We start from the raw sequence: 26447 nt of genomic DNA, 5'->3' as shown, positions 1-26447 counted from the left end.
AATCAGATAATACGATTACCACCCTGGGCAATTGCAAAGCGACGAACTCGAGTAAAGTCTCGGGCAGTGGTGATGCCTTCCCCAGTTGGCCCTGCAATGGTGAACGAAGTTGTTCCAGCCCCTCCGTAGCCCAGCCCCACGAGCGTCGGACCATTTTGAGTAAAGACTGTAGTTCCAATACGCTTGGCAAAATAAGTCACGTTATTGACGTTATTTGAATAAATACAGGCTGAATGACGATTACCGTGCTCGGCGTCGACGGCAAAATCGACTGCTTGAGCGAAGCCCTGACAACGAACGATTGGCAGTACTGGCATCATTTGTTCTAGCTGGACAAACGGATTATTGACCTGCGCGTCAAAAATCAGCAAATCGACCGGGGTATCCACCTCGACACCAATAGCGCCAAGAATCTTCTTCGCATCCTGTCCCACCCACTCTTTGCGTAGGTGATACTCGCGATCCATACCAAAACTGCAGGCTATCGCCATTTCTTCATTGTCATCTGCGGTCAGTACCAAGTTTGTGACTTGCTCGACTTGTTCAGTATTGAGTAAATAAGCCCCAGATTGCATCATCGCGTCGATCAATGCTTCTGCCTGAGGCTCCACCACAAATACTTCTTTTTCGCCAATGCACAGCAGGTTATTATCGAAAGAAGCCCCGGCCACAATCGATGCCCCAGCCAGTGCTACATCGGCAGATCCGTCAACGACAACGGGTGGATTACCAGCACCAGCCCCGATGGCTTTTTTACCCGAGCTAAGCAATGCTTTTACCAGACCTGGACCACCCGTTCCCACGAGCAAACGAACTTCCGGCGCCTGGACAATTTCCTGTAGAGTATCGAGGGTCGGATCTTTGATCATCGTCACTAGATCGGCAGGACCACCAGAGGCAATAATTGCCCGATTAATCCGATCAATCGCCACTGCCGACGTCATTTTTGCTGAAGGGTGGACGTTGAAAACAACCGCATTACCGCCTGCTAACATCGATATTACATTGCTGACAATCGTCGGAATTTCGTTGGTCACTGGTGTTACCGCACCAATCAAACCAAATGGCGCACGCTCTTCGATCGTCAATCCATCATCGGAGGATATGGCTTGGGTAAGCAGGCTTTCCGTCCCCGGTGTTGCCGTAGCGGACAGTTGATTTTTGGCGATTTTATGGGCAACTCTACCTAAACCACTCTCTTCTACTGCCATCTCACCCAGTGGACCTGCGCTGTCGAGAATCACTTGACGAATAGCAGCAATAATGCGGTTTCGTGCTTCTGTACCAAATTCGTTTTGAAATTCAACCTGGGCGGCTGCACTGGCGGCAATCGCCTCTACCGCTGTTTCATAAACCCCAAACTGTTCACCATCTATAGTCTGAAAAACTGAATTAACTTGCTGATTCATAATGCTTATCCTTATCGAGGCCAGAGCTTACAAACACCAGTCCTCTTAATTGTCGTAAAGTCACTTACACGTCTACTTTGATATTGTCGCCATAACACTTGGCGGGCTGCTTTTGATTACAAACTTGGAGAACGCCTGCCGCTAAGGCTTCCAGCTCCATCTCTCCAGGGAAAACAGCAATATTTGCGATATATCCAACACGCTTGTTCAGCTCACTGGTAACGTACTGGCTATAGGCAATGCCGCCGGTGAGGATCACACCGTCAATTTGACCATTTACAACTGGCGCCATTGCCCCTATTTCTTTCGCAATCTGATAGATCATCGCATCCAGCACCATGCGAGCCTCGCGATCACCTTCCTCGGCTGCCGCCTCCACTTCACGCATATCGGCAGTACCAAGATAACTAAATACCCCGCCTTCACCCTGCAACAGCTTTTTCATCTCGTCGTGGCTGTACTGACCAGAGAAACAGAGATCAATCAAATCTCGAGCTGGCAATCGACCACTCCGCTCCGGGGTCATCGGTCCTTCGGCTATCGCATCTGTCGCATCCACCGCCCGTCCTTGCTGATGCAAACTGATAGTGATCCCGCCCCCCATGTGGCAGACAATCAAATTTAACTCCGAATAGTGCTTGTTACACTGCTGGGCGTAGGTCTGCGCTACAGCCCTTGCATTAAGAGCATGGAAACGACCATGACGTTTGATGTCGCGATGACCGCTGAATGACGCCAGCTCACTGAGCTCATTGGTCATTGGCGAGTCAGTAAAATAGGCTTTAATCCCAAGCTCTTTCGCCAGATCAAAGCCAATCAAAGCCGCTAAGCTAGAGGGATGTTGAATAGGGTTATTGGCTTGGTCGTGACAAAGCTGCTCATCAACCAGGTAAGTGCCACCGGATATCGGCTTGCACGCCCCCCCACGACAAGCAATCGCATCCAGTTCATACAAGGCGATACCACTTTGCATTAGCGCATCAACAATAGTTTGTTTACGAAATCCGTACTGGGCCGTGACATTGTTGAACTGTGCCAGCTCTTCGCTACTATGGCGCAAAACCTGTTCAAAGCATTTCGCTTGGTTATCGAATACACCAATTTTGGTCGAGGTAGAGCCAGGGTTAATAACAAGAATTCTCATTATGCACTCTCCATCTCTGGCATCATCCGTCCCGCTTCCATTGGGATCGAAGTCGTACACACGCAAGCCATCGCGATGGACAGCAACTTCTCTTGTTCGCTATCAGCCCGCGACACTAATACCACAGGTATTTTTGCCCCGACGACAACCCCGGCATAAACATACCCACCCATATATTTCAATGCCTTGCCAAACACATTACCCACTTCGATCGTCGGTGCGACAAAGATATCGACATTACCCGCAACTGGATCCTTGCAGCCTTTCATCATAGCTGCCTGTGCCGAGACCGCGAGATCTAGCTGCAACGGACCACTGACGGTACAACCCGTTATATCACCAGCGAGATTGAGAGCTTGCAGCTCTACCGCATCCAGGGTTGCCGGCATTTTGTCGTACGCTTTTTCTTTTGCGCATAGCAGAGCCACATTTGGATTGTCATTTCCGAGGGCATGCGCAATATCAACGGCATTTTCAATGATCTGCTGTTTGTCATACAACGATGGGGAGATATTCATCCCTGCATCAGTCAACAGGTAATACCCATGCCCTTGAGGCGGAAGTAGTAACGCGACATGACTAAGCAAGCGTCCGGTACGCAGATCGTATTCCTTCTTCAATAACGCTTTGAGCAATATCGACGTATCAATCAGTCCTTTCATTAGCACTTGGCCTTTCCCTTCAGCTATCAGCCTCACCGCACAATCTGCTGCCGCAGAATCGCCGTATGTCGCCACCACGTCATAAGGCATTAGACACACCCCAGCTAGCTCTGCGGCAGCGACGATTTTTTCCTCCTCACCAACTAAAACCGCATCAATAGACAGCTCTTTACGGGCGTGTTCCACTGCCAAGAGGGTAGCTTCATCATGGGGAGCAACCACCACTAGCCGCTTCATACCCAAACTGCTTTGGCGGACTTGATTCAGGAATCGTTCAACGTTAGTCATCGTAGGTGTATCCTTTCATTCTGGTGTCAATCAACAAGCAACGCATGCTGAAAGTTATCATTGGACTGAAGAAATTTTATTCAGTTATGCCCAAAAAGCTAAGTTGATGTCGTTCGATAAAACTTATAAGGAGGAAGAGCGTAGAGCAGAAAAATGTAATCACAGTCACAACATTTTTTTGCTTTTAGTCAAAAAGCAGTCGAATGTACGAATAAACTTATTCAGAATTATTTATATCAAAGATAAGGAAAGGCAGAAAAGTTGAACTGAGGCTAAATAAATGATGATTAAGAAGGTATCGTCGTGACCATTTTTCAGGTCACGATGTATGTTTTGAAATTAATCGCAGAACGGTAAACCGGCAACCGATAAGCCAGGTTTCGGACTGGTCAATTTTTCAATCAACCATAAAGCTGTACTATCTAAAGGACGATGTTTTCGCCATACCAGCTGCAATGGCCACCATAACGGACTCACCCCCTTGGGTTTTAATTGAATCAACTTGCCCGCTCTCAGCAAGGGTTCAACCCAGTGGCGAGGAAGCTCTGCCCAGCCAACACCTTTTTCGAGCAGGGACAGCAGCATCTCGAAGCTATCTAGCAACCAATAGTTTTCCGAGTATTTTGACACTTTATCGATGCCAAAGCCCAGATAACTCGCTGGTAACAATTGCAGATGGCCAAGTCGATCATCGGTACTAAATTCATGCGGGTTCTTTGCCAATTCATGATCAGCCGCGACAACCGTAACAATCTCGGTGTAGCCCATAATATGTTCAGTGATACCCGAATAAACATTGCCATGAAAAAAGATCACGCCGAAATCAACCTCACCCAGCTCAATACCCTGCAAGATATCACCAGTATGTAGATGCTCGATCTGGATACCAAGGTCCGGCTTATACTGCTGCAATTGCCACATTACATCGCGAAACGGGGCAACTGGTAAAGCATCGAGTAATGCAATATTGAGCTGAGCTGGATCTGCCAACGCAGGAATAGTCATTTTACTGTCTATATTTTCAAGTTCACTCAATACATCTTTGGCATATCGTGCAATAACTTCGCCTTCCGGGGTTAAATTAGCGCGGTAGCCTTCGCGGTTAATCAGCGTCAACCCCATATCAATCTCCAAACTGCTCAGCCAGGCGCTGACCTGAGAGGGGCTTTTCCCTACAATTTTGGCAGCTGTAGAAATTGAACCAGCTTGCTTAACCGCAAGCATTGCCCTTAAGCAATCATTCTGCACCATATTATAGCTCCCCAGCCTGATCCGCTGTAACCTGCTCTACCAACCACTGCAACGCAGGTCCCCGATCTTTGCTTGCCCCCAATACATATCGCCTGATGATAGGGTCAATATTCTCGACTTGGTGGTAATCCTGCCCTGCTTGATATTTCGCCAACAAAAAACTAGGAAGCCAACACCAACCCATATTACCCAATACCATCTGTAGCGCTGCCGTCGGTTTCGAAGTCATCACATGATGTAATGTCGGGCTTTGGGGCCCCCAAGGCACCTCAATATACTGCCGACGATGATTCACCGCAGGTCCTGAAACCGCCAATAACGTGACATCTGCATACCGCTGCCAATTCCAGCTATTCTCTTCCAGTTCCCCCATTCGCCGCTCTTCAGGTATGATAATCAAAGAGGCGGATTGCCAAGTCTGTTTCATCACAATCTGTGTAAGAGGAAAACAACGATGGAATTTCTCTAGCAAAACGGCCATCGGTAACGGATCCACTTCGCAATCAATATAGATAGTCACTTCACCTTCAACGGCATGGTGAAGATTATCAGCAATATCATATAAGCGTTGCAATGCTATCTGCCGACGCTGACACAACCGATACAGCTGCTCGCCCTGCTCATTTAGCTGTATTTTTTTACCATGGCGATTAAAAACACAATATCCTAGCACCTCTTCAAGGGCACGTATTGCCAGTGATACCGCCGCCTGCGAACGACTCAACGCCAAAGCGGCCTTGCTGAATGAACCACTCTCGACCACTTTGACAAATATTGTCAACTGTTCTTCACTGTACATATCATCGCCCGCAAATAAAATTCCATAGAAGCATAACAATATTAATTCCAAGAACTATTAATGAATTGTCCAAGTTGTTATATCGCAAACAAAATAAGCCGCATTATGCGGCTTATTAGATATCATCATTGGATGAAAACGAGCTTAGTACTTATTTATCATCAAAACAAAACTTCTCGTAATTAACCAGGTCAGGGCGATCGGGTGACATATACATACAGCCTGCATTGAGATCTATCACATAGCTATTCGTGGTACCAAAATCCAGTCCATTCGCTGCCTTCATCAAAATTGGCTGGGTGCGCAAAATGGTTTTCATCGATTCAACATTACGTTCGTTCTCTGGCACAATTTTCAGCAATATACTTGCCAAATCACGGCGGGCTATTGAATAACCAACATGCTCATTGGCAACACGATAATCGTTGTCCCACGCAGCAAGTAACTTTTCACGAGAGCTGGTACGGTGATTAGTATGGACAACGGCTCCATTTTCAGCTTCAACCGTAACCGGTTGATCTGATTCCACCATATTGTAAGCAACAGCATTGCCCTTTTTATCCGCGAGGGTATAGTTAAATGGTGATTCTGCCTTTACCGATGCCAGTAATTCTCGAGCATGGCCTACGTCAACTGCCCGCTTAGCCACACTAGCAATAATAATCTGCTGTGGTAGACCGTTAGCACCATAACCTGTACTGTCTGTGACCAAAGTATTCACTACAATACCAATATTTTTACCCATCGCACGGAAAGCACCGTAATAGGTCCCTTCAAAAATCAAATCATCAGATTGAATAAGTTGTTGATGACCAAGGAATAAAGAGGAAAAATCCATGTTGCCGCCGATAATTCCATTAGTCCAGGCTGCTGTGGTACATCCCCCACGACCTTGTATCATATCTTCGTAAGCTGACTTTAATAGCGCTTGGTTACCATTCCAAACTCTTGAAACCATTGGTTGCATACCTTCGACCCAAGCCCCATCCATATACATGCTTACCCAATAATCCTCTACCGGGATATCGAGCAGTTCAGCAATACGGAATACATATGCGTGCATATCTGCATCAAATTCCTTCAATACTGGCAATTGTTTAGTCGCAGTTTGTTTGAACGCCTCAAAGTCTTCTATAGTTCCTTTGATGGTCGCCAACTCTGAGTCAATAGCCTTTAATATCTCCACTTTACCTATCGCCTCAACAAATTGATCTGCATAAGCTTTAGTGAATGCACTTCCACTCACCGTATGAGTTTTCAATTTCGTTTCAATTGCATCACGAGATTGACCAAACATTGGTGCATTAACAGTTTCTAGTGGATGATGTTCACCTTCAGCATTGGCAAACATAGGTAAGGTAAGTATAAGCGTCGCTAACAGAGCCTTTTTCATGATACTTCTCCTGGTTGGCATCTCTTAAGTTCGGGAGTAGCTTACTACCAATATAGGGATTATGATTAACTCATTACTATGCACATTTCGGATAGAGTGACGATGATAGCCCCAAACCAATTAAAAGCCTTCCTCACAGTTGTCGAAGCGGGATCCATGAGTAAAGCCGCTAAAAAACTGTTTTGCTCTCAATCAACCATAAGCCGTTTAATCGAACAGTTAGAAGATGAAACAGGATTGTCTCTGTTTGATAGGTCTTTTACGTCCAAGCGACTTACATTGACCGAGCACGGTCAAATCATCCAATTAAGATGTAAACAGACTTTAGATATATTCAATGAACTAGAAAGCTTCTGCCATGGCCTTAGTACAGGTGTCGAACCTGAGTTAACCATTGCCTTGCCACAGCTGTTCGATAAAAAGCAAACCAAACAACTGGTAGCCAAACTAGTTTCTCAATTCCCTACAACTCAATTTTCTTTTGTCGAACCATCTGTCAATCGAATCATCAGCCTAATTGAGCGAGGTAAAGTTGATTTTGCTCTCAATATCATGACCATGGAATACGGTAATGGGATCACATCGTTAGGATTAGGTACGATTCCAGCTTGCTTTGTCTGTCACCCTGAACATCCGTTAGCAAACAAAGAAATCATAGATTTACAGGTATTAGAGTCCTATCGGCAAATCGCATTCAGCATGCCTGTCGGACAACGGAATAAAGAAGAATTAAACTTTTCACGAACTATCATAGAGGCTGAAACTATCCAGCAGCACCTATTATTGGTCAATGCTGGTGTTGGTTACGCCTTAGTGCCCGAGGTCATTTACCTAAATAACAAGGATGAATATGATCTAGTTAAGCTAGAAACAGAACTCGATCGGCGTTTGGTCTATGCATACCATGCCCTCTATCCACAAGCCAACCACACCAAGTCGATTAACCACTGGTTATGCGAATATTTGAAAGTACAGTGGCAACAATAAACCGCATTTAACAATTATAGTTCGTGGGGAAGAACACAGTTTAGGACTATGGTTGTCTCGAGTAATATCCATTAAGTAGATATTTGCCCCTACTCCCATCGTACCGTTGAACTGAATCGCATCTTTATTAGCACTGATACCTACCGTACTAAAGCTTGCTGTCGGATCACCGTAGTTTCCTTCTTTTTCAATGGTGCCTTCTGCCGCGATAGAATTGATTGAAAATAAGATTGTAATAGTAAATATACACTATGATTTTTTCATAGTTTAGCCTTGAGTTATTTCTATATTTAAAAGAATCAGGCTCTAGTATCACACCAACAATCAATATAGGTTAAATGGAAAATGTTAAACTTTATGGTTCAGAATTCAACAACGCCTTAATCAATGGTGAGGTCCACTTAGGGCTAAATATTGCCTCGTTAGCCGTACCTGAAAATATGGATTTTGTCTCGATTCAACAGATTGAGTGGGGTTGCGTCTGCAGCCCTGATTCAAAGTTTGCTGATATGACGATCGTAGACAATGAACTGCTAATTACCGAACGTCAAATCACCTGCAGCAGCATGCTAGATAATGAGCAGCTAACTCTAGCTAACAAGATTTCACAGGAAACATGGGAAGCGTTTGACCAAGACGATATGCTACGACTGGTCGAGCAAGATCTGGGGTGGGCGTTTCTTCCCAAGAGCATGTTAGACAAAAGAGTTTCAATGGGAACCCTAGTTCAATTCAAGCCCGAGTTCAACAACACACCATTATTTTCTGTTGTAGACCTTTTATGGAAATCTGGTTTGCAACAAGGGCCTGTAATAAAATTTTTAATTGAAACTTTAGTAAAATAAATAATAAAATTATTTATCATGTAAATGTGTAATTAACATCGAAAAAAATGCTAAGAGCATTTGAGTCCAACATATTTTCTGACACGAGTACAGTGTCAAATTAATTACATATAACATATCACTTCACATACACAGGCCATATTTGTAATTAGTCTAATTTGGCTCAAGCAGTAACAGGTAACATTAAAACACTAACGACTTAATATAAAATAATTGAATACCGCTCTCTTGCTAACCTAGAATATTAAAAACACTCAGTAATTATAAACCCACCTTCATCTTTCATTACTCGAACATTAAACCCTTGCACTTTTAGGCCATCATAATTATGTCCGGCTATTGATGGCCAAACCGCAAGCGCTGATAGTCGCTCATTTCCAGTATTGACTAACCGGTGCGCAATAGAGCCACCAATATGATGAATACTCCCCGGAACGACTTTTTCAATGGTCACTGCACCAGTTTGAGTTTGCAAGATAAGCAGGCCTTCACCAGCACTTCCAAAATAGTATTCAGCTTGCTCGATACGTTCGTGAAAGTGACCTCGGGTCATAAAAAATTCATCACCAACGCTACCCGCTTCAATATGTGATACACCAAAGTTAAGCTCTCCTTCTGCAGATTCTGCTGGCAGCATTTCAACACTGTATATAACACGATCCTCAGGTAGCGATGCATAGGCAGCTTTATCGGCAAAAATACCATCAAGCGATGATAACAACGTTACTTTCTCAACAAGGTTTCCAGCGTTTATCTTACCCGTCACATAGTTAATACTGGGAGGTGTTAATACGTTCATATGGCGTCCTTACTTTGCAATTCTAAGCAGTTCTGAAAATGCTAGAAATAGGTGATAAAAAGTACTCGCTGGTGAGTTTTTTTGTAATGGCAGCCCTTCGCAATCCAGTTGATCAAACCAAAGACCGTTCTGAGCCGGATTCAAGTAAGCACTAAAAATCACATCAACAGCTTGGCAAACACGTTGTTCCCGTTCAAGAGATGGGTGGCGTTCCTGTAGTGCTATCTGAGCTTTAAGATATTCAGTTTGGCACCATAACCTAGATGTTGAGCGAAATACCGCCCCGTTATTTTCCACTTCATCTCTGACCAAACCGTTATCGTTATGCCCATACATCGAAGTAAAATGATTCAATCTCTCGATGTAAACTGACACATCGATTCTTGTCAGCTTTTGATAATGATGTAGCAGCCAAATCCATTCATAATGATGCCCAGGATCGACGAGATTACTTAGCGGGTGTTTCGGGGTAAGCTGACTATCAAAAAACTCACATAAATACTCATCTTGCATAAAGCGGTCTATAAACAAATTAAAAATACTTCTTGCTCTCTCCAGCCATTGAACATCATCAGTGTGTTCATAGCACACCATTAAAGCTTCAAATAAGTGCATGTGCGGATTCTGGCAGCGTAACGAAAAATAATGTGTTGATGAGTAAAACCCACCATTTTCTACGTCTGCCAATTCACACTCAAACCATTGATAGATGGCTTCCATTTTGTCTAAGCTGACTTGTTCTCTCGTCAAACGGTAATGCCATGCATAACCTAATAACGCAAAAGCATGTTCATAAGCATTGGTTTCACCATTTTTAATGTTCAGTTCATCATCAAGTGAGAATACAAATGTCTCTTTCTCAGTTTGAAATTGAGGGAAGCCAAGATTAATTGCTTGCTCTATCTCTTGCCGAGCATCAATAAGACCAAGCTCTGTGGCATGAGCATAAACATATAATTGACGAGGCTGAACACGAAAGCGGATAACGTTTTCTTGGTAAACACGGCCATCTTGATAAATGCCTTCAGGGAAAATGCCTGTCTTTTTATCAAAGTAGTGATGCCATCGTGGAAGTGCGTGTTCAGAAAGCCATACCTGACAGCGTTTCGCTTGCTGCGAAATGGTATTCATAGTGATATCTCTCTGTTTAGAAGGGAAGAGAGAGCCAAAGCCCTCTCATTATTCGCTTACCTTAAAAGAGGCCAACCGCGACACCAAGGGCAGAGATAACAACCAAAGACAGCATGGCTTTTACTGGACTTAGGTTTTTCTTTGCCATTGCATACCAAGTTCCGAGAACGATCACTAATGGCATCAGTTTAGGGAAAATACCGTCAAGCATCGCCTGAACATTGATATTCACACCATCACTGGTCACAAATTCAAGTCCCGTACCAAGATTGACATAGCTTGCCGCCACGCCCCCCATTACAAAAACCCCCAGAAGCGAGAGCGCTTCTCTAATTTTTGTCGATTTATGGCTTACCAGTACTTCGACTGAACCCGTCCCCATCTTATACCCCTTCATAAACAAGGTATAAGAACCGACAATGACGATGGCATTAAACGCAACGATATAAAACAGTGGGCCAAGCATACTGCCACCAGCAGCTAAGGCCATACCGATACTGAGTAGAATAGGCACAAGCATGCCGGGTACCATAGAATCACCAATACCGGCAATCGGCCCCATCAAGCCAACTTTTAACGTATTAATGGTTTCGCCATCAATAGGCTCACCATTGGCTTTCTTTTCTTCTAAACCCACCGCCAAACCACTGATAATGGCGCCGAGCTGTGGTTCAGTATTATAGAAAGAGGAGTGGCGTTTCATTGCCTCCTGACGCTTATCTTTGTTGGGATAAAGCTTTTTAAGTGCTGGCATCATTCCAAGGCAAAAACCGAATGACTCTAAACGTTCGAAACTCATTGATGAAAGGTTGTACATCATCCATGAACGCCAACATTTAATGAGGTCTTTCTTATCTAACGCAATCTTGGCATTAATATCAGTGCTGAGTTGATCATGTTTTGTAGTCATTAGAATTCATCCTCATCGTCGTCCATTACTTGATTTGGTGTTACAGCCGTAGGCTGTGGATCTGGCTTGTAGTTGTAATGCAGTAACGCAAACAGTGCACCGATCATCACAAGACCAACCATATTGAGGTTCAAAAAGACAATGCCGACAAAACCAACAAGGAAATAAATCAGCATCGACGTTTCTTTGATAATTTGTTTTAGCAAGATGGCAATACCAACGGCAGGCAAGATACCACCAAGTACAGTCATGGTATTGATAACCAAGTCAGGCAAGCTTGCCATGAAGCCTTCGATATATTGATTGCCAAAATAAACAGCGATAAAGGTAGGAATGAAGCGCATCAAAAAGTTGGTGATCTGAGGATAAATAGCGGTATTCATATATACCCCCTTGTCATCACCATCATCTACCGACAAATCGGCACGGTGATTCCAATAAGAGTTCAGTACCATCATGAAGTTAAAAATAATGGTTCCTGCAATACCAATTGTTGCCGCAATCGCGACGGCTACTTCGACACCCTGCCCCGACATAATACCGAGAGCAACAGCAGGGTACGCGACAAAGTTAAGATCGGCTGGCATCGAACCACCCGGTGTCACCATCGCAATATAGACTGCCTGAACGGCTACACCCACCATTATTCCCGTCTGAATATCACCTAATACAATGCCAACCAACATTCCAGAAACCAGTGGTCGACTTAATGTGTACCAGCCACCAGTAAGACCTAGCAACCAAGGGGTTGATAACGCACCGAGATAACACAGTATCCCGATAACAACTGCTTCAAAAAACATAATCTGTTCCTTCTAATCACGTCAAAAAATTTGGACCGCTGTTATTTATTTAATTTTTTCTGTGCGGTATCCCAGTTGTAGGCGCTAGCATCCGGAACAAGCCGGAAATCTATTTGATGTCCCAATTGAGATAGGTATTCAAAAGCTGAAACTTCATCTGGGTTTACGCTCTGATTATTTCCTATTGTTGTCGTTCCTTCTCGTGCACTCATTGGGCCTACATTAATCTTTCCATTTAAATTAGAAAGATCGATACCGGCTTCGCTGATTCTCTGCAGCGTGACTGGTGATTTGGCAATAACAAAATATTTCTTATCACTCGCAATCACTTTCGGCAGCTTACTAATCGCTGTATCTGCATCAAACAACCAGACTTTCACATCGGTCACCGCCCCTTTCATTACCTGAGAGAGTAATGGATCGGCAGCTACTGCATCATCAATGGCCACAATGCCATCACACGGTAATTCTTTCGCCCAGCGAGTCATTAACTGACCGTGAATCACACGATCGTCGATTCTTACAAATGAAATAGTCATGCTTGCTCCTTAAAAATCGTCGTCTTGTTCAACACTCACCGGTTTTGCAACCACGATCGTGTTAAGCGCTTCTTGTTGTAATGTCTGTGCAACGGATGCTGGATCTGACTCTTCCACAAAATCAGCCGTCATCAGCAAAGTTGGAAAATTAATGCCCGTAACTACTTCGACAGGAACAGGAAAACTCCCATCAAATGCGTAAGTACAGGCAATGTTATAAGGTGTACCGCATTCCAGATCACAGAGCACCACAATGCCCTCGACTTGGCTGGCTATATCTCGAATCTCAGTATTAAAGTCTTGTTTGAATTGCTCTATACCGCCCTCTTCGGTAAGCGATACACACGATGTATTCTGAAGTTCACCAAACACCATTTTTGCGCTTGAAATTAATGCACTAGCCAGTGGCCCATGAGTTGCTATTAAAAAATGCAGCATAATTAACCCCTTACGTATGCTTTAATGGTTGCAATTTCTGTCCCTTCACTCGCCCCATACGGCTGAATAATGTATTCTCCTACTTGAGCCGGAATAACAAAGGTTTCTGCATAATGAACAACAAATGGAGCAAATAAATTGTCGGGGCTCAATACCAGCGCCTCTTTGCCTTCCACCAAGTTCAGAACATTAACGTTCCCCTCAGTATTGTGACTAACAGGCTGGCTGAACCAATGACGGCGCGTTTCAATGAACTCTCGCTCATGAAGCCCCGTTTTCTCTTCTCGCCATCCTTTCCCTTCAGCAATAGGCGTAATGGCATTCACCAGATGCTCTTCACACCATTCCGTATTGCGATCCCATTGAATAACTTCTTTACCATGATCTAAATGCACAGGGCGCGGCTGGCCATCTAAACCTAAACGTTCCCAATCCCAGAGTTTGAATGTGAAGATATACGGCGTTGCACTTATCTCTAACACCATCGAATTAGAACCCGAACAGTGAACAGTGCCAGCAGGAATCAAAAAGTGATCATGTTTCTTGGCTGGAAATTGATTTATAAAGCGTTCATCGTCAAAGGTCTTTTCTCCTCGCTGTGCTGCTTCAAGATCTGCCATCATCTCACCAGGGTTCGTACCTGTTTTAGTGCCCAAATACACACTCGCATCATCACCAACATCAAGCATGTAGTAGCTTTCATCTTGAGTGTAATGCATGCCAAACTCTTGTTGGATGTATTCGGTCAACGGATGCACTTGAAGGCTAAGGTGCTGACCTTCCATGGTATCGAGAAAATCAAAGCGGATCGGAAATTCAGCCCCAAACCGTGCGTGCACTTCTTCACCGAGCAATCGCTTAGGTTCGAGTAATACGAGATCTTGGGAAGGCACTTCAACAATCACATCATCGTATTTAAGCAAAAGACTATTTTCTTCAGGCACGCAGTCAAAACACCAAGCATAATTTGGCTTCGTTTCATCTAAATCACAGACTTCCTTCATCCACTGTCCGCCCCAAACACCTGGGTCAAAGAATGGCACTAGACGAAAAGGCTGTTGTACGGTTTGTTCTAAACCCGCCATAAATGCTTTACCCGTCACCATTTTCGGCGTTAGTGCAACGTTTGTATCCAACAGAAAATCAGCTTGAGGGAGTAATTTCGTTTTATAACGATCGAATACACGCCATTCAATGAAAAATGCACGCTTATAGCGACGAAGGACATCTTCATCGGTATTTTCAACCCCCCAATTACCCAATTCACCATGACGGAAACGCTGTTGAATCTCCCATCGCGCAAGATCGGCGTAGATGAACGTATCACCTTCAGCAAATAATTTTGCCCCGTGGCCATACACCACAATTAAACCATCTGTTGCACTTTCAATTTGATGTTTGATCTCGGAGAGTTTTTCAGCATCAAAGAACTCATTTAATTTATGCGGCGCAATCACCCCAAACACACGATCATCGGTAATATTGCGCTCTAGCATCTCGAAGATGTGTTCTTCGCTATATTTCGCTTCATCTGTAAATACTACGTGGCTAGGCTTTAATGGCGTGATGAGCTGCTCTAGTAACTCGTTATGATCAACACCATGGTATGTATCGATAACCAAAACATGCTTTTGATTATTACTCTCTCGACACTTAACTTGTTCAACGATCGTTGACCAACCTTGCCAAGCTTGATTAGGAAATCCCTTGATTTCTACATGAGGAAACTTGTCATAATTCGAGTTGCCAGATAGATACTTCATACATCACCCTTGGTTAATCTGTTGGTAATATATTAATCAGCAAATACGCTTCTCATCAAATAGGTTAACGCGGTTAACCCATCATTTATCATTCATTAACCCTTTGAACATACCAATTTATCGATATCGGTCACAGTTATTCGCCGCTTTTTTGCTCAAATTAGGTTAAACGATTAATCGCAAAGTTAACCCAAATGTAAGGACATTTATGGCAAAACCAACCATTGCTGATGTGGCAAAATATTGCGGTGTTTCAACCGCAACAGTTTCGATGGTTTTAACCAGTAAAGGACGAATATCAGAAGCCACTCGCAGTAAAGTACTGCAAGCAATTGAAGATCTTGGATATGTTTATAATCAAGCGGCTGCCAATTTACGCCATAAGCGGAGCAATCTTGTTGGGTTAGTCATTCCTGATATTACCAACCCGTTTTATTCCGAGATGATTGCAGGACTTAGCCATTATTTGGAACAACAAAACACATTACTTTTTTTAGCCAACGCCGAAGAAAATGTAGAGCGTCAAGATAAGTTTATAGATTCGTTAATTAGCCAAAATGCGGGCGGCATGGTGATGTGCCCAGCCACTGATACCAATGTTGATTACCTCAAAACAGTAAGAGGACGAGGCTTTCCTGTTGTACTTGCTGTTCGTCCCGTTGGGGAAGGACAATTTGATTTTGTTGGCACCAATAATTTTTTAGGACTACAGGTCGCCACCGAGCACTTAATCCAACTAGGCCACAAGCACATTGCCTTTATCGGTGGGCAAGAAAGATCCAAAACGCGTTCTCATCGCTTAGGTGGATACATGTCAAAACTAATAGAACACGGTATCCCCTTCAATGAAAAATACATTAGCTCCTGTGGAGCAAGCCGATCTGAAGGGGCATTTGAAACCAAAAAAATGCTTGAAAAGCACCCTCAAATTACCGCAATTATTGGTTATCAAGATATCGTTGCATTTGGTGTAATGCGAGCAATCAAAGATTTAGGGCTTACTGTAGGAAAAGATGTGGCTGTTGTTGGTTTTGATGATGTTCCTGAATCGGCAGATACCTTTCCTGCCTTAACGACAGTGTCGGTATGTGCGAAAGAAATTGGCAGAGCTGCCGGTGAAATCATTTTAGCGCGAATGAATGGCAATGAAGAGCCAATAAAAAGCCTCATATTCCCACCAAAATTAATGATCAGAAAGTCATGTCGATTTGAACAAAATGATGATTATAGAGAATAATTGTATTTGGATTAAGAACATCATAATTATGGCAAATAACAGATGAAGCCAGTGGTAATTCGATTTCACCTCAAAATAGTGATGCCTTGTTATTGAATATAAATGGAGCGGTTCAGCAAGGAGCATTAAGCTTTAATGTAGGGTCGCGCTTGACAAAAGCGCAGACAGAGAAGTTTACTGTCGAATTCGAAAAAGCACTGAATGAAATGATTGAACATGGTTGTCACATGTTGGAGCAAGGTGCTGTATATACTCCGAGTGATTATTTAGTAGGTGAAAATCGCATTTCTTCAAATGATGTTTATGTTGAATTTAACAAGAAAAATGATGCGTCTGGAACGTTAATATTTATGTCTCTATTTGATCAGGGTTTGGAGATATATTTGAATACACTTCTACCTATGATTCCGTCTGATGTTTTAATAAATAAAAACTTACTTCAAAATAATAGATGCTCGATTTATGGTAAGGAATTTGGTTCTGTCGCAAATAGAGTTTTTTAGCCAAAATCCAAATTTAAAATCGATTGAAAACAGATGGTTAAAAAATGAAAAAACGTCCAAATTTGCTATTTGCGACAGAACTGACAAACATTCCTCATACGCCAATGCGATTGCTCGCTTGAAGAAGGAGGGACGACTGCGAGCAGATGTCGAGCAGCGGCAAGTGAAGTACCTCAATAACGGTATCGAGTCTGATCACGCCCCAATAAAGAAACTCGTTGTAGCCACCAGTGGGTTTAAAATACGAAAGCGAGCTTGGCCAACTCTCCAGGGATTCGAATCATTACGGATGTTGAACAAAGGGCAATTTGATTGTTGGTTACGTCATGATGAACGTAAAACCCTTGTGCGGAAGAGAGCCGCTTTTATGAATCATTTATTCAATGTTAAAGTAATTTACTCGTAACATTAAGCCAATGGTTGGCTAGATCTACCTTATCTAATTTTTTGCAACATGCCCAGAAATAAGTGCCAATTATGATTCCGAGTCCAATTTAGCTTGCTTTTTGTACGCTTTATTAGTCTTTCATTTTAGTTTGTTTTTTATACATTGCTTTATTGTTAAGAGTAATTTAATACTCGCAACTAGAAAGTAAGCTCAAAAACATATTAATGTGAGAAATAATTATGAACATATTAAGAGCAGCAATTTCTATTACACTGGCTAGTTATATGTGTGCACCTTTAGCCAGTAGTTCTAGTTTTTCACCTATCGTTATCGGCGCGCCTTTTGAAGACAGTGCTTTTAACCAACCAAGAAGTGATTCTTTAACAAACTCAGGTGCTGTTTATTTGAAATGGAGAACATTACAAGGGCAGTTAGGAACAGCGTTAATAAAAGCTCCAAATGCAGATTATTCTGATAAATTTGGGGAGGCAGCAATTATTTCAAGCAACAGCCAAGTTCTTGCTGTTGGTGCCACTGGTGAATCAGGTTGTGGAGCAAATATTGGGGCCACGGAACATGCTAATTTAATAGGACCGTACAGTCGAGTTCAGTGTAACTCATATGATATGGGGAGTAATGCTGATTCGGGGAATCCACTAAATTCAGTTCATATAGGTGCAGTATACCTTTTTGAAGGTAATGGTGATTTTGCAAATAATAATAATAATATTATTACAGCATCTGGTAATAAACTTCTCACGTTTACAACGTATATTAAAGCACCAAACCCTAGTCTAGAAGATAACTTTGGTGGCGTTATCCATATTAGTGCCGATGATAATACAATTGCTGTTGCGGCAACAGGTGAAGATAATTGTGGAATAGGTGTTGGTGGTACTGGTAAAAATTTAAACCAACGTTTAGGTAACAATTCTGTTTGTGGCACTTATGTTAACCCAGGATTAAATGACAATAGTGCTCGAGATTCTGGTGCCGTTTATATCTATAAAAAACAAGTTGATAAGTGGATATTAGACGCATATATAAAAACGCCTAATACTGACCCTAGTGATATGTTTGGTTCAGCACTTGCACTAGATTCAGATGGCGATCAATTATTAGTAGGAACACCAGGTGAAGACAATTGTGGAACTGGGATTGGTGGGCTTGGTGCAAATGATAATAAACGTTTAGGTAATGGTTCTGGATTTGGTCCTGGAAGTTAAATATAAACAAACTTTCTGAGTCTATAGTAAATGAACGTAGGCTGCCTGCGGCAGTAACTAACGACCTGTTAGTTTTACTATTCATCATAAACATAGACAGGTATCTTCCTGTCTATGCATCCAGACAAACCACTCAAAGCCCTTTTCAATCTGCAGCAGGAATGGCTAATATTCTTCAATAAATACATCAGTCACATTCGTGAAGTTGTCATTTAGTAACAGTGTAACAAAGCCAACATAAGATGATAACACCGAGTAAAAAAGCGTGTTGATGTGTTTTGTTTTTCTTCTTCTTCACTGTTGAGCGGCATTTAAGCCTAGTTGCGTGACGTTCAGCATTTAAGGTATAACGGGGATAATATATAGGGTTCATAGTTACCTGCTCCTTATTCTTTGTATGTTTATTATCTAAAGATTCACCGGAATAAAGAACGATATGATGTCTAATCAAGGTTCCCCTTTTATCTCATTGATTCACTTACAGCGTTTGAAGCAACTGTATAGTGCTTTTGGCCAGACGCCATCTTATGTCGATATGAATCAACTGACAGGTATCTTTTTCTGCTCAGATAGAAACGCCAGTAAGTTAATGAATACATTGAAAAATAAAGGTTTTATTGACTGGGTGCCAGGGCGGGGGCGCGGTAATAAATCTTCCCTATCACTACCAATGTCTTTTGAAGAAATACTACTGAAACAGCTTGAATATCAAGTTTGTTCAGGGAAAATCAATGAGGCGTTCGTATACGCTGAGCACTTTGAAAAGCGCACTCTTTTGCAAAAGAAGCTTCCCCTTTGGTTGAATGAAACAAAAGTTGAGTTATCAAAAGCAAATACCTTACTGTATATCGTGTCTTATTCGTTCCCAGAATGTCGACCTATGTACGCACGGTCTTCCAGTTCTATCTTGTTATTAGAAGCAGTCTTCGACACACTCGTTCGTTATGACGAAGACACAGGAAAAATTCGTCCTCACCTCGCACATCATTATTATTTTAAGGATAATCAGTACCACTTCCGATTACGTCCTGATATCTATTTTCATAATGGTGAACGATTAAGGCCACAGCATATAAAAAGTTGTTTTGATTATCGTTGTATAGCAGAACATCCCTATCTGATTTTATATCGTCATATCGAAAAAATAGAAATAAAAGATGATTGGGTCATCTTTCATTTGAAACAAAAAGATCCCACATTTTTACACCTATTGACTGATATCCATAGTGCGGTCTTTTATATGGATCCGACTCAAACAAAGGTCTCTGAAGATCAATTTAAACAAGCTATTGGAACAGGGGCATATAGCCTCTCGCACCAGGAAAAAGATCATTGGATATTGAGTAAATTTGACCGTTATTTTGGTATTGGAGGGTTAATTGAACGTGCGGAATTTTGGTCTACACAACATCAAGAAGCAATTCAATCAGGGCATGTTTACGAAAAATGTCCCGTTCAACCAGAAGACCATGAAAACGCCCATTCTGTTGAGCAGCATGCTTGTGCGACTTTAGAATTTGCCAACCATAAGAATCAATTAAGTATTGATGAAAGAGCTTGGTTAATACACAAGATTCGACAGTTTGCTGTAGATCACAACACACTAATCAACTCACTTGCCAATAGTATTATGCCTTACCATCAAAAAAGAGCCTTTCATCTTTTTCATCATACGATGAAAAAGCCAGAGAGAACTATTTCGGTCCAATATCGAAAAGGGGATGAATGGGAGTTAAAACCACTCTTTGACTACCTTGATTTGCATGGTATTTCAGTTTCACATCATGTCGTCGAAAGAACTAATTATCCATGGAATGGTAGTGACGGTGTTGATTTGTACTATAGCTGTTATGTCTTTGGTAATAATCTGTCTTTTCAATACTACGAATGGTTACTCACAGGTAATATTTTTCAAACCTGTTTAAATGCAAAAGAGCGACGTAGCCTGTTACTTTTTGTTGATACAATAATGCAAGAAAGTAGTGATAATACTGATTTTATGGAAAAACTTTACCGTGGAGAAGATTGGTTAATTCAAAATTGTCACTACATTCCGTTATGGCGTGATCATGCCTTCTACAACATCTCAGACAAACTACATGGTAAGAAAATGGACAACATGGGTGTGATGTCGTTAGCTCAACTTTGGTTAGAGTAAGCTAACAAATAAGAATCGCTATGTTCATGATTAGGTGGCCCAACCCGCACGCAATCCAGGGCAGTTCGACGAAACTTACTGCCGCTGTTCGACATCTGCTCGTAATCGCCCCTCTTTTTTCAAGCGAGCAATAGCATTTGCATATGAGGAATGCTTGTCAGTGTGATTGAATCTGATTTGAAAGCTATTTTCGACGAGGAAGGGTTGACGATTAAAACAACTCAAATATTATTTGTCGGTTCACCAGAGTATAAAGATATATTTTCAGAACAGATCGATAAAAGTGCTCACTTTCAATCAGTACTTGCTTACGAAGACGAAGCGCATTTGCGAATTGAGCTTTGTTGGTTGTAATCCCTTACTGAAAACGATTTCACCGTAAGTAATGCAGTTGCCTCACGTGGAGGCAACCTATATAAGAAGTTTTAATAAGGGGAATTACACCGATTTGTTGTTGTGGTATTAATTTAAAGTTTGCCTTCACTACCGCACATGCGAATTTTATCAATAACGACTTGCTTCATCGCCGCTTTACCTGGCGTGATGTATTTGCGTGGGTCATTCGCTTCTGGGTTCTCAGCAAAGTGCTGTTTTACGGCATCGGAGAACGCAATTTTCAATTCAGTAGCAACTTCACTTTACACACACCAAGGTCGATACAGCGTCTTACCATGTCATCTGGCACACCTGACGCGCCGTGTAATACCAATGGAATATCAACGACTGCGCGAATTTTTTCTAAGCGAGAAAAATCGAGTTTCGGCTCTGCTTTGTAAAGACCGTGAGCGGTACCAACGGCGAGAGCATCAATACCTGTTCGACGAACAAATTCAGCTGCAAAAGCAGGGTCTGTCATGAGTGCATTGGCACTGCACAATCTCAACGTTGAGCTTTGGCATAGCGGCCGCATGCTGAGCCTTATTGAGATCCTTTCAATTAAGTATCTGAACAATATTGTTGAGCAAAGGCCACATTAGCTGGTGTAGATAAAAATGGACAGATCGACAACCCTGAAGGCTTATCTGTTTGGGAGCAGTTTTACGCGCTAGCAGCCTAACTGTATCTGAAAATCAGTACACTTGTACTTCTACAGAACTTTGCGACAGAGCCTTCCTTTGCTACTTTGTAGTACAACTTATAAATGCTAACTGTGTAGTCATTAACGTTCATTAATAATAATGCTCCTCTATCAGCGTAACGTTCGCTGTTGAATAATTTGTTAAGTGAAATTACCCACCCATGAACACTCCCTTACCCGTTCTTTTTAGTTCATTTATCCAGCTAATTACAGTCTCACGATTGGCTTATCGTATAGGGTATTTTCTGGCTTTGCATACTTCTCTTGCACCTGGTGAAAAATAAGAGGAAGTAACAATCACACCACTTTTTGCATTTTCATAAACAACATCAGCCCATAACGACTTAACCAAAACTTTATCAATTTTAGCTTTCGTCCTTTTACATTGAACGATTGTGACTGGAGCATCTTCCATAGTTGATTCTGGAGACCATACCCTTACATCTACCCCTCCATCATTTCTACCCGCGCCAAGTTCAACCTTATACCCTGAACTTTCATAATATTCGGCGGTCAGCGCTTCAAATTTTCGCCAATGCATCGTAGAAATTTTATCTGAATTTTGAGCTAGAAAATTTATATATCGTTGATCTAGAAACGAACCATACATAGCAGAAAGAGATTCACTATCAAATAAGCTCTTGAGTTCTATGGGTGATTTCCATTCTACAACTCTAGCTCTCAGCCAGTCCCATGGACTAGCCTCTTCGCTCTCTTTTATTAAATGAATTAATTTGCTAGCAATCTTTAGGGCATCATCACCAAATGTACTCTGTACATATTTGAAGTATGTATCTTCGTCAAAGTCATCAAATATCGAATGTTTACCTTGATCAAAGTGAGTTTCGCCTAAATATTGTAATACGCGTTGAAAAAGTGCACGTTCATTGGGTTTATTCATGTAATCAATATCAAGAATTGTTGGTCCATGACCAACAAATGGCTTCTCAGTCACACCAAGTCGATGGAATATAATTTGAAATGAATCAACAATATGATCTGATTTAATACGTACGAGTTCTTCACTATCACTACTGATAGTTTCAACTAAAGGGTCTTTTTTATCTAGCAGCTCTAGCATATCCATTTTTGAGAGCGCTAACCCAGATTTATATCCAATTCTGTCACTTAGAAAAGAACTGCACTGATTTTTTGTAGTGATCCAAGTTCCCACTTTAGCTCCTTTTACCTTAGCGGATTCACCCTACTAGGCTTGTTCCGATTAGAATAAGTATCTTGTGTGTGTATGAACGACGAATTGCGGAAAAATTCCTCGTACCATCTCATTAACTGTTGTAAGGAACAAAGGGGGGGGAACTATGTGTGGAATGAGCTTTTACTGTAAATGATAAAGGGGCACAAATGTTTTGATTACTTTGTCCAACAACCTATTTCGTAATTGGGCAGCAGCTTATTGCCCAATTGAAGTACAGTATTGAAGTACAGTATCTAAACACATTAGCCAGATTTATCGCCAAAAAGATGCGTTCTAAAACGTCTTGGAGCAGAAACGCTTTAGCATCAGCCTTCATAAATTAGTCCTACACTTTACTAGATCTACATCTTCGAGGAATGACGTGTTTTAGCCCCTAGTGAATGTGGATTTTACTCAATTAGGGCGATAGCTGATTGAATTCAAGCAAAGGCAGCACAAAAAATGGCTGGCGCTATGGCCAACCCTCATCATTGTTCTTTGTGTTATTAATTACTCATACTCAGACGCATAAGTCTCTTCATAAGTATGCGAATAAAGCTCAAATAGGTTGCCGAATGGGTCTTCTAGGTACACCATCTTAGCTTGCTTGTTATTATCTTCTGGGTGGTAACGCATAATATCCATGCGTACTTTACCGCCAAAGTTTTCAGTGCGCTCAATAACACCATGGAAGTCATCTGTTTGAAGGCAAAAGTGGAAAATACCGATTCGAGAGAAATCAACTTCGTGACGCTCTTGGCGCTCTTTCATTTCAAATAGCTCAACACCAATACCATCAGTAGTGACCAGATGTGCAATGTTAAAGCCTTTAAAACCTTCACCAAAAACAGCAACACACATTCTACCGATTGCTGTTTCGCGCTCTTCTTCAACTTTGGTATTGCCCATTACTACTTTAAGACCAAGAGCATTGGTATAAAACTCAACAGCTTTATCCATGTCACCCACCATAATTCCGACATGATTCATTTTCATAATTTGCTCCAGATTCAGATAATTGATTCATTGTTCGTCTTGATGGGGTGAGTATATGATCCTCTTTTAATCTATTTAAATTATCATTATTTATAAAAATGATAATTTAAATTTATTATAATGGAATGAATACAAACTCTATCGACTCATGAGCTCGGGCTAGCATTGCTTCTTGTACTAGCGTAGATATCGTAAAATCAGATAAATAGAATGTGAATAACTTTCGTTCTAACCAAGCCCTGTCTCGTCCTAAAAAAAAAGGGCTAGCACAATGGCTAGCCCTTTTTCACGTTATAAGTTAACCGTTATTAAGCAAGTGGCTTAACTGGTTCACCATCAACAACGTCTTCAACTGCCTTTGGTTTACCCTGAGATTTAAGTTTCTTCTCCCAGAAGTCTGCACCTTTAATGCCTAGCTTCACAGGGTCAAACGTAAATTCAGTTACGCCCGCTTTCTGTTGCGCTTCATAATCTTTAAGAGCCTTAAGCGCAGGTCTACCTAAGAAGAAGACAATCAGAATACCGACAATGTTTAACCAAGCCATTAGCCCTACACCAACATCACCCAGCGCCCATGCAAGGTTTGCGGTTTTCACCGTGCCGTAGAACACAGCAACAATCAGTACGCCTTTCAGAATAAACATCAGACCCGGCACTTTAAACGTACGACGGATATAAGCGATATTCGTTTCAGCGATGTAGTAGTAAGCAAGAATCGTAGTAAATGCGAAGAAGAACAACGCAAAGGCGATAAATGGTTTACCAATACCCGGCATTGCACTTTCAATTGCCATTTGTGTAAATACAGGACCATTCGCACCAATATTTGCTGCTAGATTCTGGACAAGGAATACACCTTCAGCACCACCGTGTACGTTATACGCACCAGTGATGATGATCATGAACGCCGTTGCTGAACAAACAAGTAATGTATCAATGTAGATAGAAAACGCTTGAACAAGACCTTGCTGCGCTGGGTGCTCAACATCTGCAGCCGCAGCAGCATGAGGACCAGTACCTTGACCCGCTTCATTCGAGTAAACACCACGCTTAACACCCCAACCAATCGCAGCACCAAAGCCAGCCATCGGCGTAAAGGCATCACCCAAAATCATTGCAAAAACAGCCGGTACTTGACCGATGTTTAGAAGGATGATGATGAAAGCAACAACGATGTATGCCAATGCCATGAATGGCACAACAATCTGTGTGAAGTTAGCAATACGCTTAACACCACCAAAGATGATGAAAGCAAGAAAGATAGAGATTACAGTACCCGTCAAAATCTTCGCAAAGCTGATTGTTCCAATAGCCGTTTCAATCATTTCACCAGGGCCAAATGCAGCTTCTACTGCATTACCGATACTGTTTGATTGAACGCCAGGAAGCAAAATGCCACATGCAAAGATGGTTGCGATGGCAAAGATCCATGCATACCATTTTTGTCCCATTGCTTTTTCAATATAGTAAGCTGGGCCACCACGGAACTGACCGTCTTCATCTTCTTCTTTATAAATCTGTGCTAACGCTGATTCAGTGTACGCTGTTGCTGCACCAAGAAATGCTACAACCCACATCCAGAAAACTGCACCAGGACCACCAAAACCGATAGCCGCTGCAACACCTGCAATGTTACCTGTACCTACACGTCCCGATAACGAAACTGCTAATGCTTGAAAAGAGGAAATACCTTTATCGGAACTTTTACCAGATAGAAGCAGTCTCCACATTTCGCGGAAGTGCCTTAACTGTACAAAGCGTGTTGCGATGGAATAGAACAAACCAGCACCCAAGCACAAATAAATGAGTATTGGGCTCCAAATAATACCGTTTAGAAAATCTACAAACTCCTGCATAAAACTCCCTGTTATATAGTTTGGTAAATAATGTTCAGCAGCATAATAAACAGATTGTAAGCAGATTGTTAAGTTTTTTATTTTGTAACACCATTCCGTGTGACAACAAGCACAAAAAGATAACATTCACACAAGGTAATCTACTCTACTCAATGGCTAAATATAACTATTTATTCACAGCAATCCACTGATATGCAACAGGTATTCATGCGTGTAATCATCAGAATTAAATATGAAACTGATAACGACTCTTATAATTCACCGCATTAAAACGCACTAACTTAAGGCAGGAGCGCACCATGCCAGTGCGGTATATTCACTTTTTATTCAAAATAAACAATATAAACAAACAATACACAAAATAGTAAGCGGAACAAATGACATGTTAAAAACATTTAACATAGTGGCAAGTTTCATATCGCCTATTCAGCAGAAACAAACTAATAACTGATTCTATAGGCCATATTTCCCCTAAAAAAAACCACCGCCCAGTTGACTGAACGGTGGCTTTTTATTGAATAATTGTCCCGTCCTGAAATGTGTTTACACATTTAGGACTTATTATGACTACATCAATCACCCCCTCCGTTAAACGTACTCAACGCGATTATACTTTGGGCTTTAAATTGCAGGTTGTAGCCGCCGTTGA

Annotated in this window: 23 protein-coding genes and 4 pseudogenes; 9 read left to right on the top strand and 18 right to left on the bottom strand. The window is 41.9% G+C overall.

Going from position 1 to position 26447, the window contains the following annotated elements; genetic code table 11:
• Positions 1-2 precede the first annotated feature (2 nt).
• The 6 genes from C9J12_RS25975 to C9J12_RS25950 all read right to left on the bottom strand — a co-directional run bounded on the left by C9J12_RS25975 (position 3) and on the right by C9J12_RS25950 (position 6946).
• The gene (locus C9J12_RS25975; RefSeq protein ID WP_107245470.1) at positions 3-1409 is read right to left on the bottom strand and encodes an aldehyde dehydrogenase; all 1407 of its coding nucleotides are present in this window, start codon (positions 1407-1409) and stop codon (positions 3-5) included.
• Positions 1410-1473: 64 nt separating this feature from the next.
• Positions 1474-2553, bottom strand: a complete 1080-nt coding sequence (gene buk, locus C9J12_RS25970; RefSeq protein ID WP_107245467.1) for a butyrate kinase — start codon at positions 2551-2553, stop codon at positions 1474-1476.
• The gene (locus tag C9J12_RS25965; RefSeq protein WP_227876467.1) at positions 2553-3305 is read right to left on the bottom strand and encodes a phosphate acyltransferase; all 753 of its coding nucleotides are present in this window, start codon (positions 3303-3305) and stop codon (positions 2553-2555) included. The genes buk and C9J12_RS25965 overlap by 1 nt, the downstream gene beginning before the upstream one ends.
• 537 nt (positions 3306-3842) lie before the next feature.
• On the bottom strand, positions 3843-4754 hold the full coding sequence (locus tag C9J12_RS25960) for a LysR family transcriptional regulator (RefSeq protein ID WP_107245463.1): 912 nt from the start codon (positions 4752-4754) through the stop codon (positions 3843-3845).
• 1 nt (position 4755) lies between these two features.
• Complete coding sequence (locus C9J12_RS25955) at positions 4756-5553, bottom strand: LysR family transcriptional regulator (protein ID WP_146150117.1); 798 nt, start codon at positions 5551-5553, stop codon at positions 4756-4758.
• Between the two features lie 151 nt (positions 5554-5704).
• Positions 5705-6946 (bottom strand): C45 family autoproteolytic acyltransferase/hydolase, encoded by a 1242-nt coding sequence (locus C9J12_RS25950; protein WP_170111888.1) that lies wholly within the window; start codon positions 6944-6946, stop codon positions 5705-5707.
• 102 nt (positions 6947-7048) lie between these two features.
• Between C9J12_RS25950 and C9J12_RS25945 the strand changes: the two genes are divergently transcribed.
• Together C9J12_RS25945 and C9J12_RS25940 are read left to right on the top strand one after the other, a co-directional pair.
• A complete protein-coding gene (locus C9J12_RS25945) occupies positions 7049-7933 on the top strand; it encodes a LysR family transcriptional regulator (protein WP_170111887.1) in 885 nt (294 codons plus the stop codon).
• A 338-nt stretch (positions 7934-8271) separates the two neighbouring features.
• A complete protein-coding gene (locus C9J12_RS25940; RefSeq protein WP_107245454.1) occupies positions 8272-8778 on the top strand; it encodes a LysR family transcriptional regulator substrate-binding protein in 507 nt (168 codons plus the stop codon).
• Positions 8779-9022: 244 nt separating this feature from the next.
• On the opposite strand, the gene C9J12_RS25935 is transcribed toward C9J12_RS25940, so the two are convergent.
• From C9J12_RS25935 to C9J12_RS25905, 7 genes are all read right to left on the bottom strand, one after another.
• On the bottom strand, positions 9023-9577 hold the full coding sequence (locus tag C9J12_RS25935; protein ID WP_107245451.1) for a glucose-6-phosphate isomerase family protein: 555 nt from the start codon (positions 9575-9577) through the stop codon (positions 9023-9025).
• 9 nt (positions 9578-9586) lie between these two features.
• The gene (locus C9J12_RS25930; RefSeq protein WP_107245448.1) at positions 9587-10708 is read right to left on the bottom strand and encodes an AGE family epimerase/isomerase; all 1122 of its coding nucleotides are present in this window, start codon (positions 10706-10708) and stop codon (positions 9587-9589) included.
• 61 nt (positions 10709-10769) lie between these two features.
• Complete coding sequence (locus C9J12_RS25925; RefSeq protein WP_107245446.1) at positions 10770-11618, bottom strand: PTS system mannose/fructose/sorbose family transporter subunit IID; 849 nt, start codon at positions 11616-11618, stop codon at positions 10770-10772.
• Positions 11618-12421 (bottom strand): PTS mannose/fructose/sorbose/N-acetylgalactosamine transporter subunit IIC, encoded by an 804-nt coding sequence (locus tag C9J12_RS25920; RefSeq protein ID WP_107245444.1) that lies wholly within the window; start codon positions 12419-12421, stop codon positions 11618-11620. Before C9J12_RS25920 ends, C9J12_RS25925 begins: the two co-directional genes overlap by 1 nt.
• A 41-nt stretch (positions 12422-12462) precedes the next feature.
• The gene (locus C9J12_RS25915) at positions 12463-12960 is read right to left on the bottom strand and encodes a PTS system mannose/fructose/N-acetylgalactosamine-transporter subunit IIB (RefSeq protein ID WP_006229943.1); all 498 of its coding nucleotides are present in this window, start codon (positions 12958-12960) and stop codon (positions 12463-12465) included.
• Between the two features lie 9 nt (positions 12961-12969).
• The gene (locus C9J12_RS25910; RefSeq protein WP_107245441.1) at positions 12970-13398 is read right to left on the bottom strand and encodes a PTS sugar transporter subunit IIA; all 429 of its coding nucleotides are present in this window, start codon (positions 13396-13398) and stop codon (positions 12970-12972) included.
• 2 nt (positions 13399-13400) lie between these two features.
• On the bottom strand, positions 13401-15161 hold the full coding sequence (locus C9J12_RS25905) for a class I mannose-6-phosphate isomerase (RefSeq protein ID WP_107245439.1): 1761 nt from the start codon (positions 15159-15161) through the stop codon (positions 13401-13403).
• 208 nt (positions 15162-15369) lie between these two features.
• Between C9J12_RS25905 and C9J12_RS25900 the strand changes: the two genes are divergently transcribed.
• The 5 genes and pseudogenes from C9J12_RS25900 (at position 15370) to C9J12_RS25880 (ending at position 20673) form a co-directional block, all read left to right on the top strand.
• Positions 15370-16398, top strand: a complete 1029-nt coding sequence (locus tag C9J12_RS25900) for a LacI family DNA-binding transcriptional regulator (RefSeq protein ID WP_107245436.1) — start codon at positions 15370-15372, stop codon at positions 16396-16398.
• 149 nt (positions 16399-16547) lie between these two features.
• The gene (locus C9J12_RS25895; RefSeq protein ID WP_146150116.1) at positions 16548-16901 is read left to right on the top strand and encodes a hypothetical protein; all 354 of its coding nucleotides are present in this window, start codon (positions 16548-16550) and stop codon (positions 16899-16901) included.
• Positions 16894-17307, top strand: a pseudogene (locus C9J12_RS25890) (DDE-type integrase/transposase/recombinase); the annotation flags it as partial. The gene C9J12_RS25895 and the pseudogene C9J12_RS25890, both read left to right, overlap by 8 nt.
• Positions 17308-17528: 221 nt before the next feature.
• Complete coding sequence (locus C9J12_RS25885; protein WP_227876465.1) at positions 17529-18515, top strand: hypothetical protein; 987 nt, start codon at positions 17529-17531, stop codon at positions 18513-18515.
• Positions 18516-18951: 436 nt separating this feature from the next.
• A complete protein-coding gene (locus C9J12_RS25880; protein WP_107245428.1) occupies positions 18952-20673 on the top strand; it encodes an SgrR family transcriptional regulator in 1722 nt (573 codons plus the stop codon).
• A gap of 78 nt (positions 20674-20751) precedes the next feature.
• On the opposite strand, the pseudogene C9J12_RS25875 reads toward C9J12_RS25880, so the two are convergent.
• A pseudogene (locus tag C9J12_RS25875) lies at positions 20752-20838 on the bottom strand (IS6 family transposase); the annotation flags it as partial.
• Between C9J12_RS25875 and C9J12_RS25870 the strand changes: the two are divergent.
• A complete protein-coding gene (locus tag C9J12_RS25870) occupies positions 20839-21027 on the top strand; it encodes a DUF2913 family protein (RefSeq protein ID WP_407675704.1) in 189 nt (62 codons plus the stop codon). It abuts the pseudogene before it with no gap.
• Between the two features lie 113 nt (positions 21028-21140).
• Here C9J12_RS25870 and C9J12_RS25865 read toward each other — a convergent pair.
• Positions 21141-21550 (bottom strand): annotated as a pseudogene (locus tag C9J12_RS25865) (class II fructose-bisphosphate aldolase); the annotation flags it as partial.
• Here C9J12_RS25865 and C9J12_RS31245 point away from each other — a divergent pair.
• Positions 21531-21730 (top strand): annotated as a pseudogene (locus C9J12_RS31245) (IS6 family transposase); the annotation flags it as partial. The pseudogenes C9J12_RS25865 and C9J12_RS31245 overlap by 20 nt on opposite strands.
• A 247-nt stretch (positions 21731-21977) precedes the next feature.
• Here C9J12_RS31245 and C9J12_RS25860 read toward each other — a convergent pair.
• The 3 genes from C9J12_RS25860 to C9J12_RS25850 form a co-directional block, all read right to left on the bottom strand.
• Positions 21978-22925 carry a restriction endonuclease gene (locus tag C9J12_RS25860; protein ID WP_107245425.1) on the bottom strand — a complete coding sequence of 316 codons (948 nt, stop codon included), beginning with the start codon at positions 22923-22925 and terminating at the stop codon, positions 21978-21980.
• Between the two features lie 531 nt (positions 22926-23456).
• Complete coding sequence (locus tag C9J12_RS25855; RefSeq protein ID WP_107245422.1) at positions 23457-23942, bottom strand: VOC family protein; 486 nt, start codon at positions 23940-23942, stop codon at positions 23457-23459.
• 308 nt (positions 23943-24250) lie between these two features.
• Positions 24251-25798, bottom strand: coding sequence for an alanine/glycine:cation symporter family protein (locus tag C9J12_RS25850; protein ID WP_107245419.1), 1548 nt, complete (start codon positions 25796-25798; stop codon positions 24251-24253).
• Positions 25799-26447 lie beyond the last annotated feature (649 nt).

Source organism: Photobacterium frigidiphilum, from assembly GCF_003025615.1.
Lineage (GTDB): Bacteria > Pseudomonadota > Gammaproteobacteria > Enterobacterales > Vibrionaceae > Photobacterium > Photobacterium frigidiphilum.
This window is presented reverse-complemented; position numbering and strand designations above follow the sequence as displayed.

Bases quoted from the DNA above. Each gene is read 5' to 3' on its own strand.
- C9J12_RS25960 (WP_107245463.1), bottom strand. From the start codon at position 4,754: ATGGTGCAGAATGATTGCTTAAGGGCAATGCTTGCGGTTAAGCAAGCT.
- C9J12_RS25910 (WP_107245441.1), bottom strand. From the start codon at position 13,398: ATGCTGCATTTTTTAATAGCAACTCATGGGCCACTGGCTAGTGCATTA.
- buk (WP_107245467.1), bottom strand. From the start codon at position 2,553: ATGAGAATTCTTGTTATTAACCCTGGCTCTACCTCGACCAAAATTGGT.
- C9J12_RS25905 (WP_107245439.1), bottom strand. From the start codon at position 15,161: ATGAAGTATCTATCTGGCAACTCGAATTATGACAAGTTTCCTCATGTA.
- C9J12_RS25965 (WP_227876467.1), bottom strand. From the start codon at position 3,305: ATGCCTTATGACGTGGTGGCGACATACGGCGATTCTGCGGCAGCAGAT.
- C9J12_RS25925 (WP_107245446.1), bottom strand. From the start codon at position 11,618: ATGACTACAAAACATGATCAACTCAGCACTGATATTAATGCCAAGATT.
- C9J12_RS25950 (WP_170111888.1), bottom strand. From the start codon at position 6,946: ATGAAAAAGGCTCTGTTAGCGACGCTTATACTTACCTTACCTATGTTT.
- C9J12_RS25940 (WP_107245454.1), top strand. From the start codon at position 8,272: ATGGAAAATGTTAAACTTTATGGTTCAGAATTCAACAACGCCTTAATC.
- C9J12_RS25915 (WP_006229943.1), bottom strand. From the start codon at position 12,960: ATGACTATTTCATTTGTAAGAATCGACGATCGTGTGATTCACGGTCAG.
- C9J12_RS25975 (WP_107245470.1), bottom strand. From the start codon at position 1,409: ATGAATCAGCAAGTTAATTCAGTTTTTCAGACTATAGATGGTGAACAG.
- C9J12_RS25920 (WP_107245444.1), bottom strand. From the start codon at position 12,421: ATGTTTTTTGAAGCAGTTGTTATCGGGATACTGTGTTATCTCGGTGCG.
- C9J12_RS25850 (WP_107245419.1), bottom strand. From the start codon at position 25,798: ATGCAGGAGTTTGTAGATTTTCTAAACGGTATTATTTGGAGCCCAATA.
- C9J12_RS25855 (WP_107245422.1), bottom strand. From the start codon at position 23,942: ATGAAAATGAATCATGTCGGAATTATGGTGGGTGACATGGATAAAGCT.
- C9J12_RS25880 (WP_107245428.1), top strand. From the start codon at position 18,952: ATGATGTCTAATCAAGGTTCCCCTTTTATCTCATTGATTCACTTACAG.
- C9J12_RS25930 (WP_107245448.1), bottom strand. From the start codon at position 10,708: ATGAATACCATTTCGCAGCAAGCGAAACGCTGTCAGGTATGGCTTTCT.
- C9J12_RS25955 (WP_146150117.1), bottom strand. From the start codon at position 5,553: ATGTACAGTGAAGAACAGTTGACAATATTTGTCAAAGTGGTCGAGAGT.
- C9J12_RS25935 (WP_107245451.1), bottom strand. From the start codon at position 9,577: ATGAACGTATTAACACCTCCCAGTATTAACTATGTGACGGGTAAGATA.
- C9J12_RS25885 (WP_227876465.1), top strand. From the start codon at position 17,529: ATGAACATATTAAGAGCAGCAATTTCTATTACACTGGCTAGTTATATG.
- C9J12_RS25900 (WP_107245436.1), top strand. From the start codon at position 15,370: ATGGCAAAACCAACCATTGCTGATGTGGCAAAATATTGCGGTGTTTCA.
- C9J12_RS25945 (WP_170111887.1), top strand. From the start codon at position 7,049: ATGATAGCCCCAAACCAATTAAAAGCCTTCCTCACAGTTGTCGAAGCG.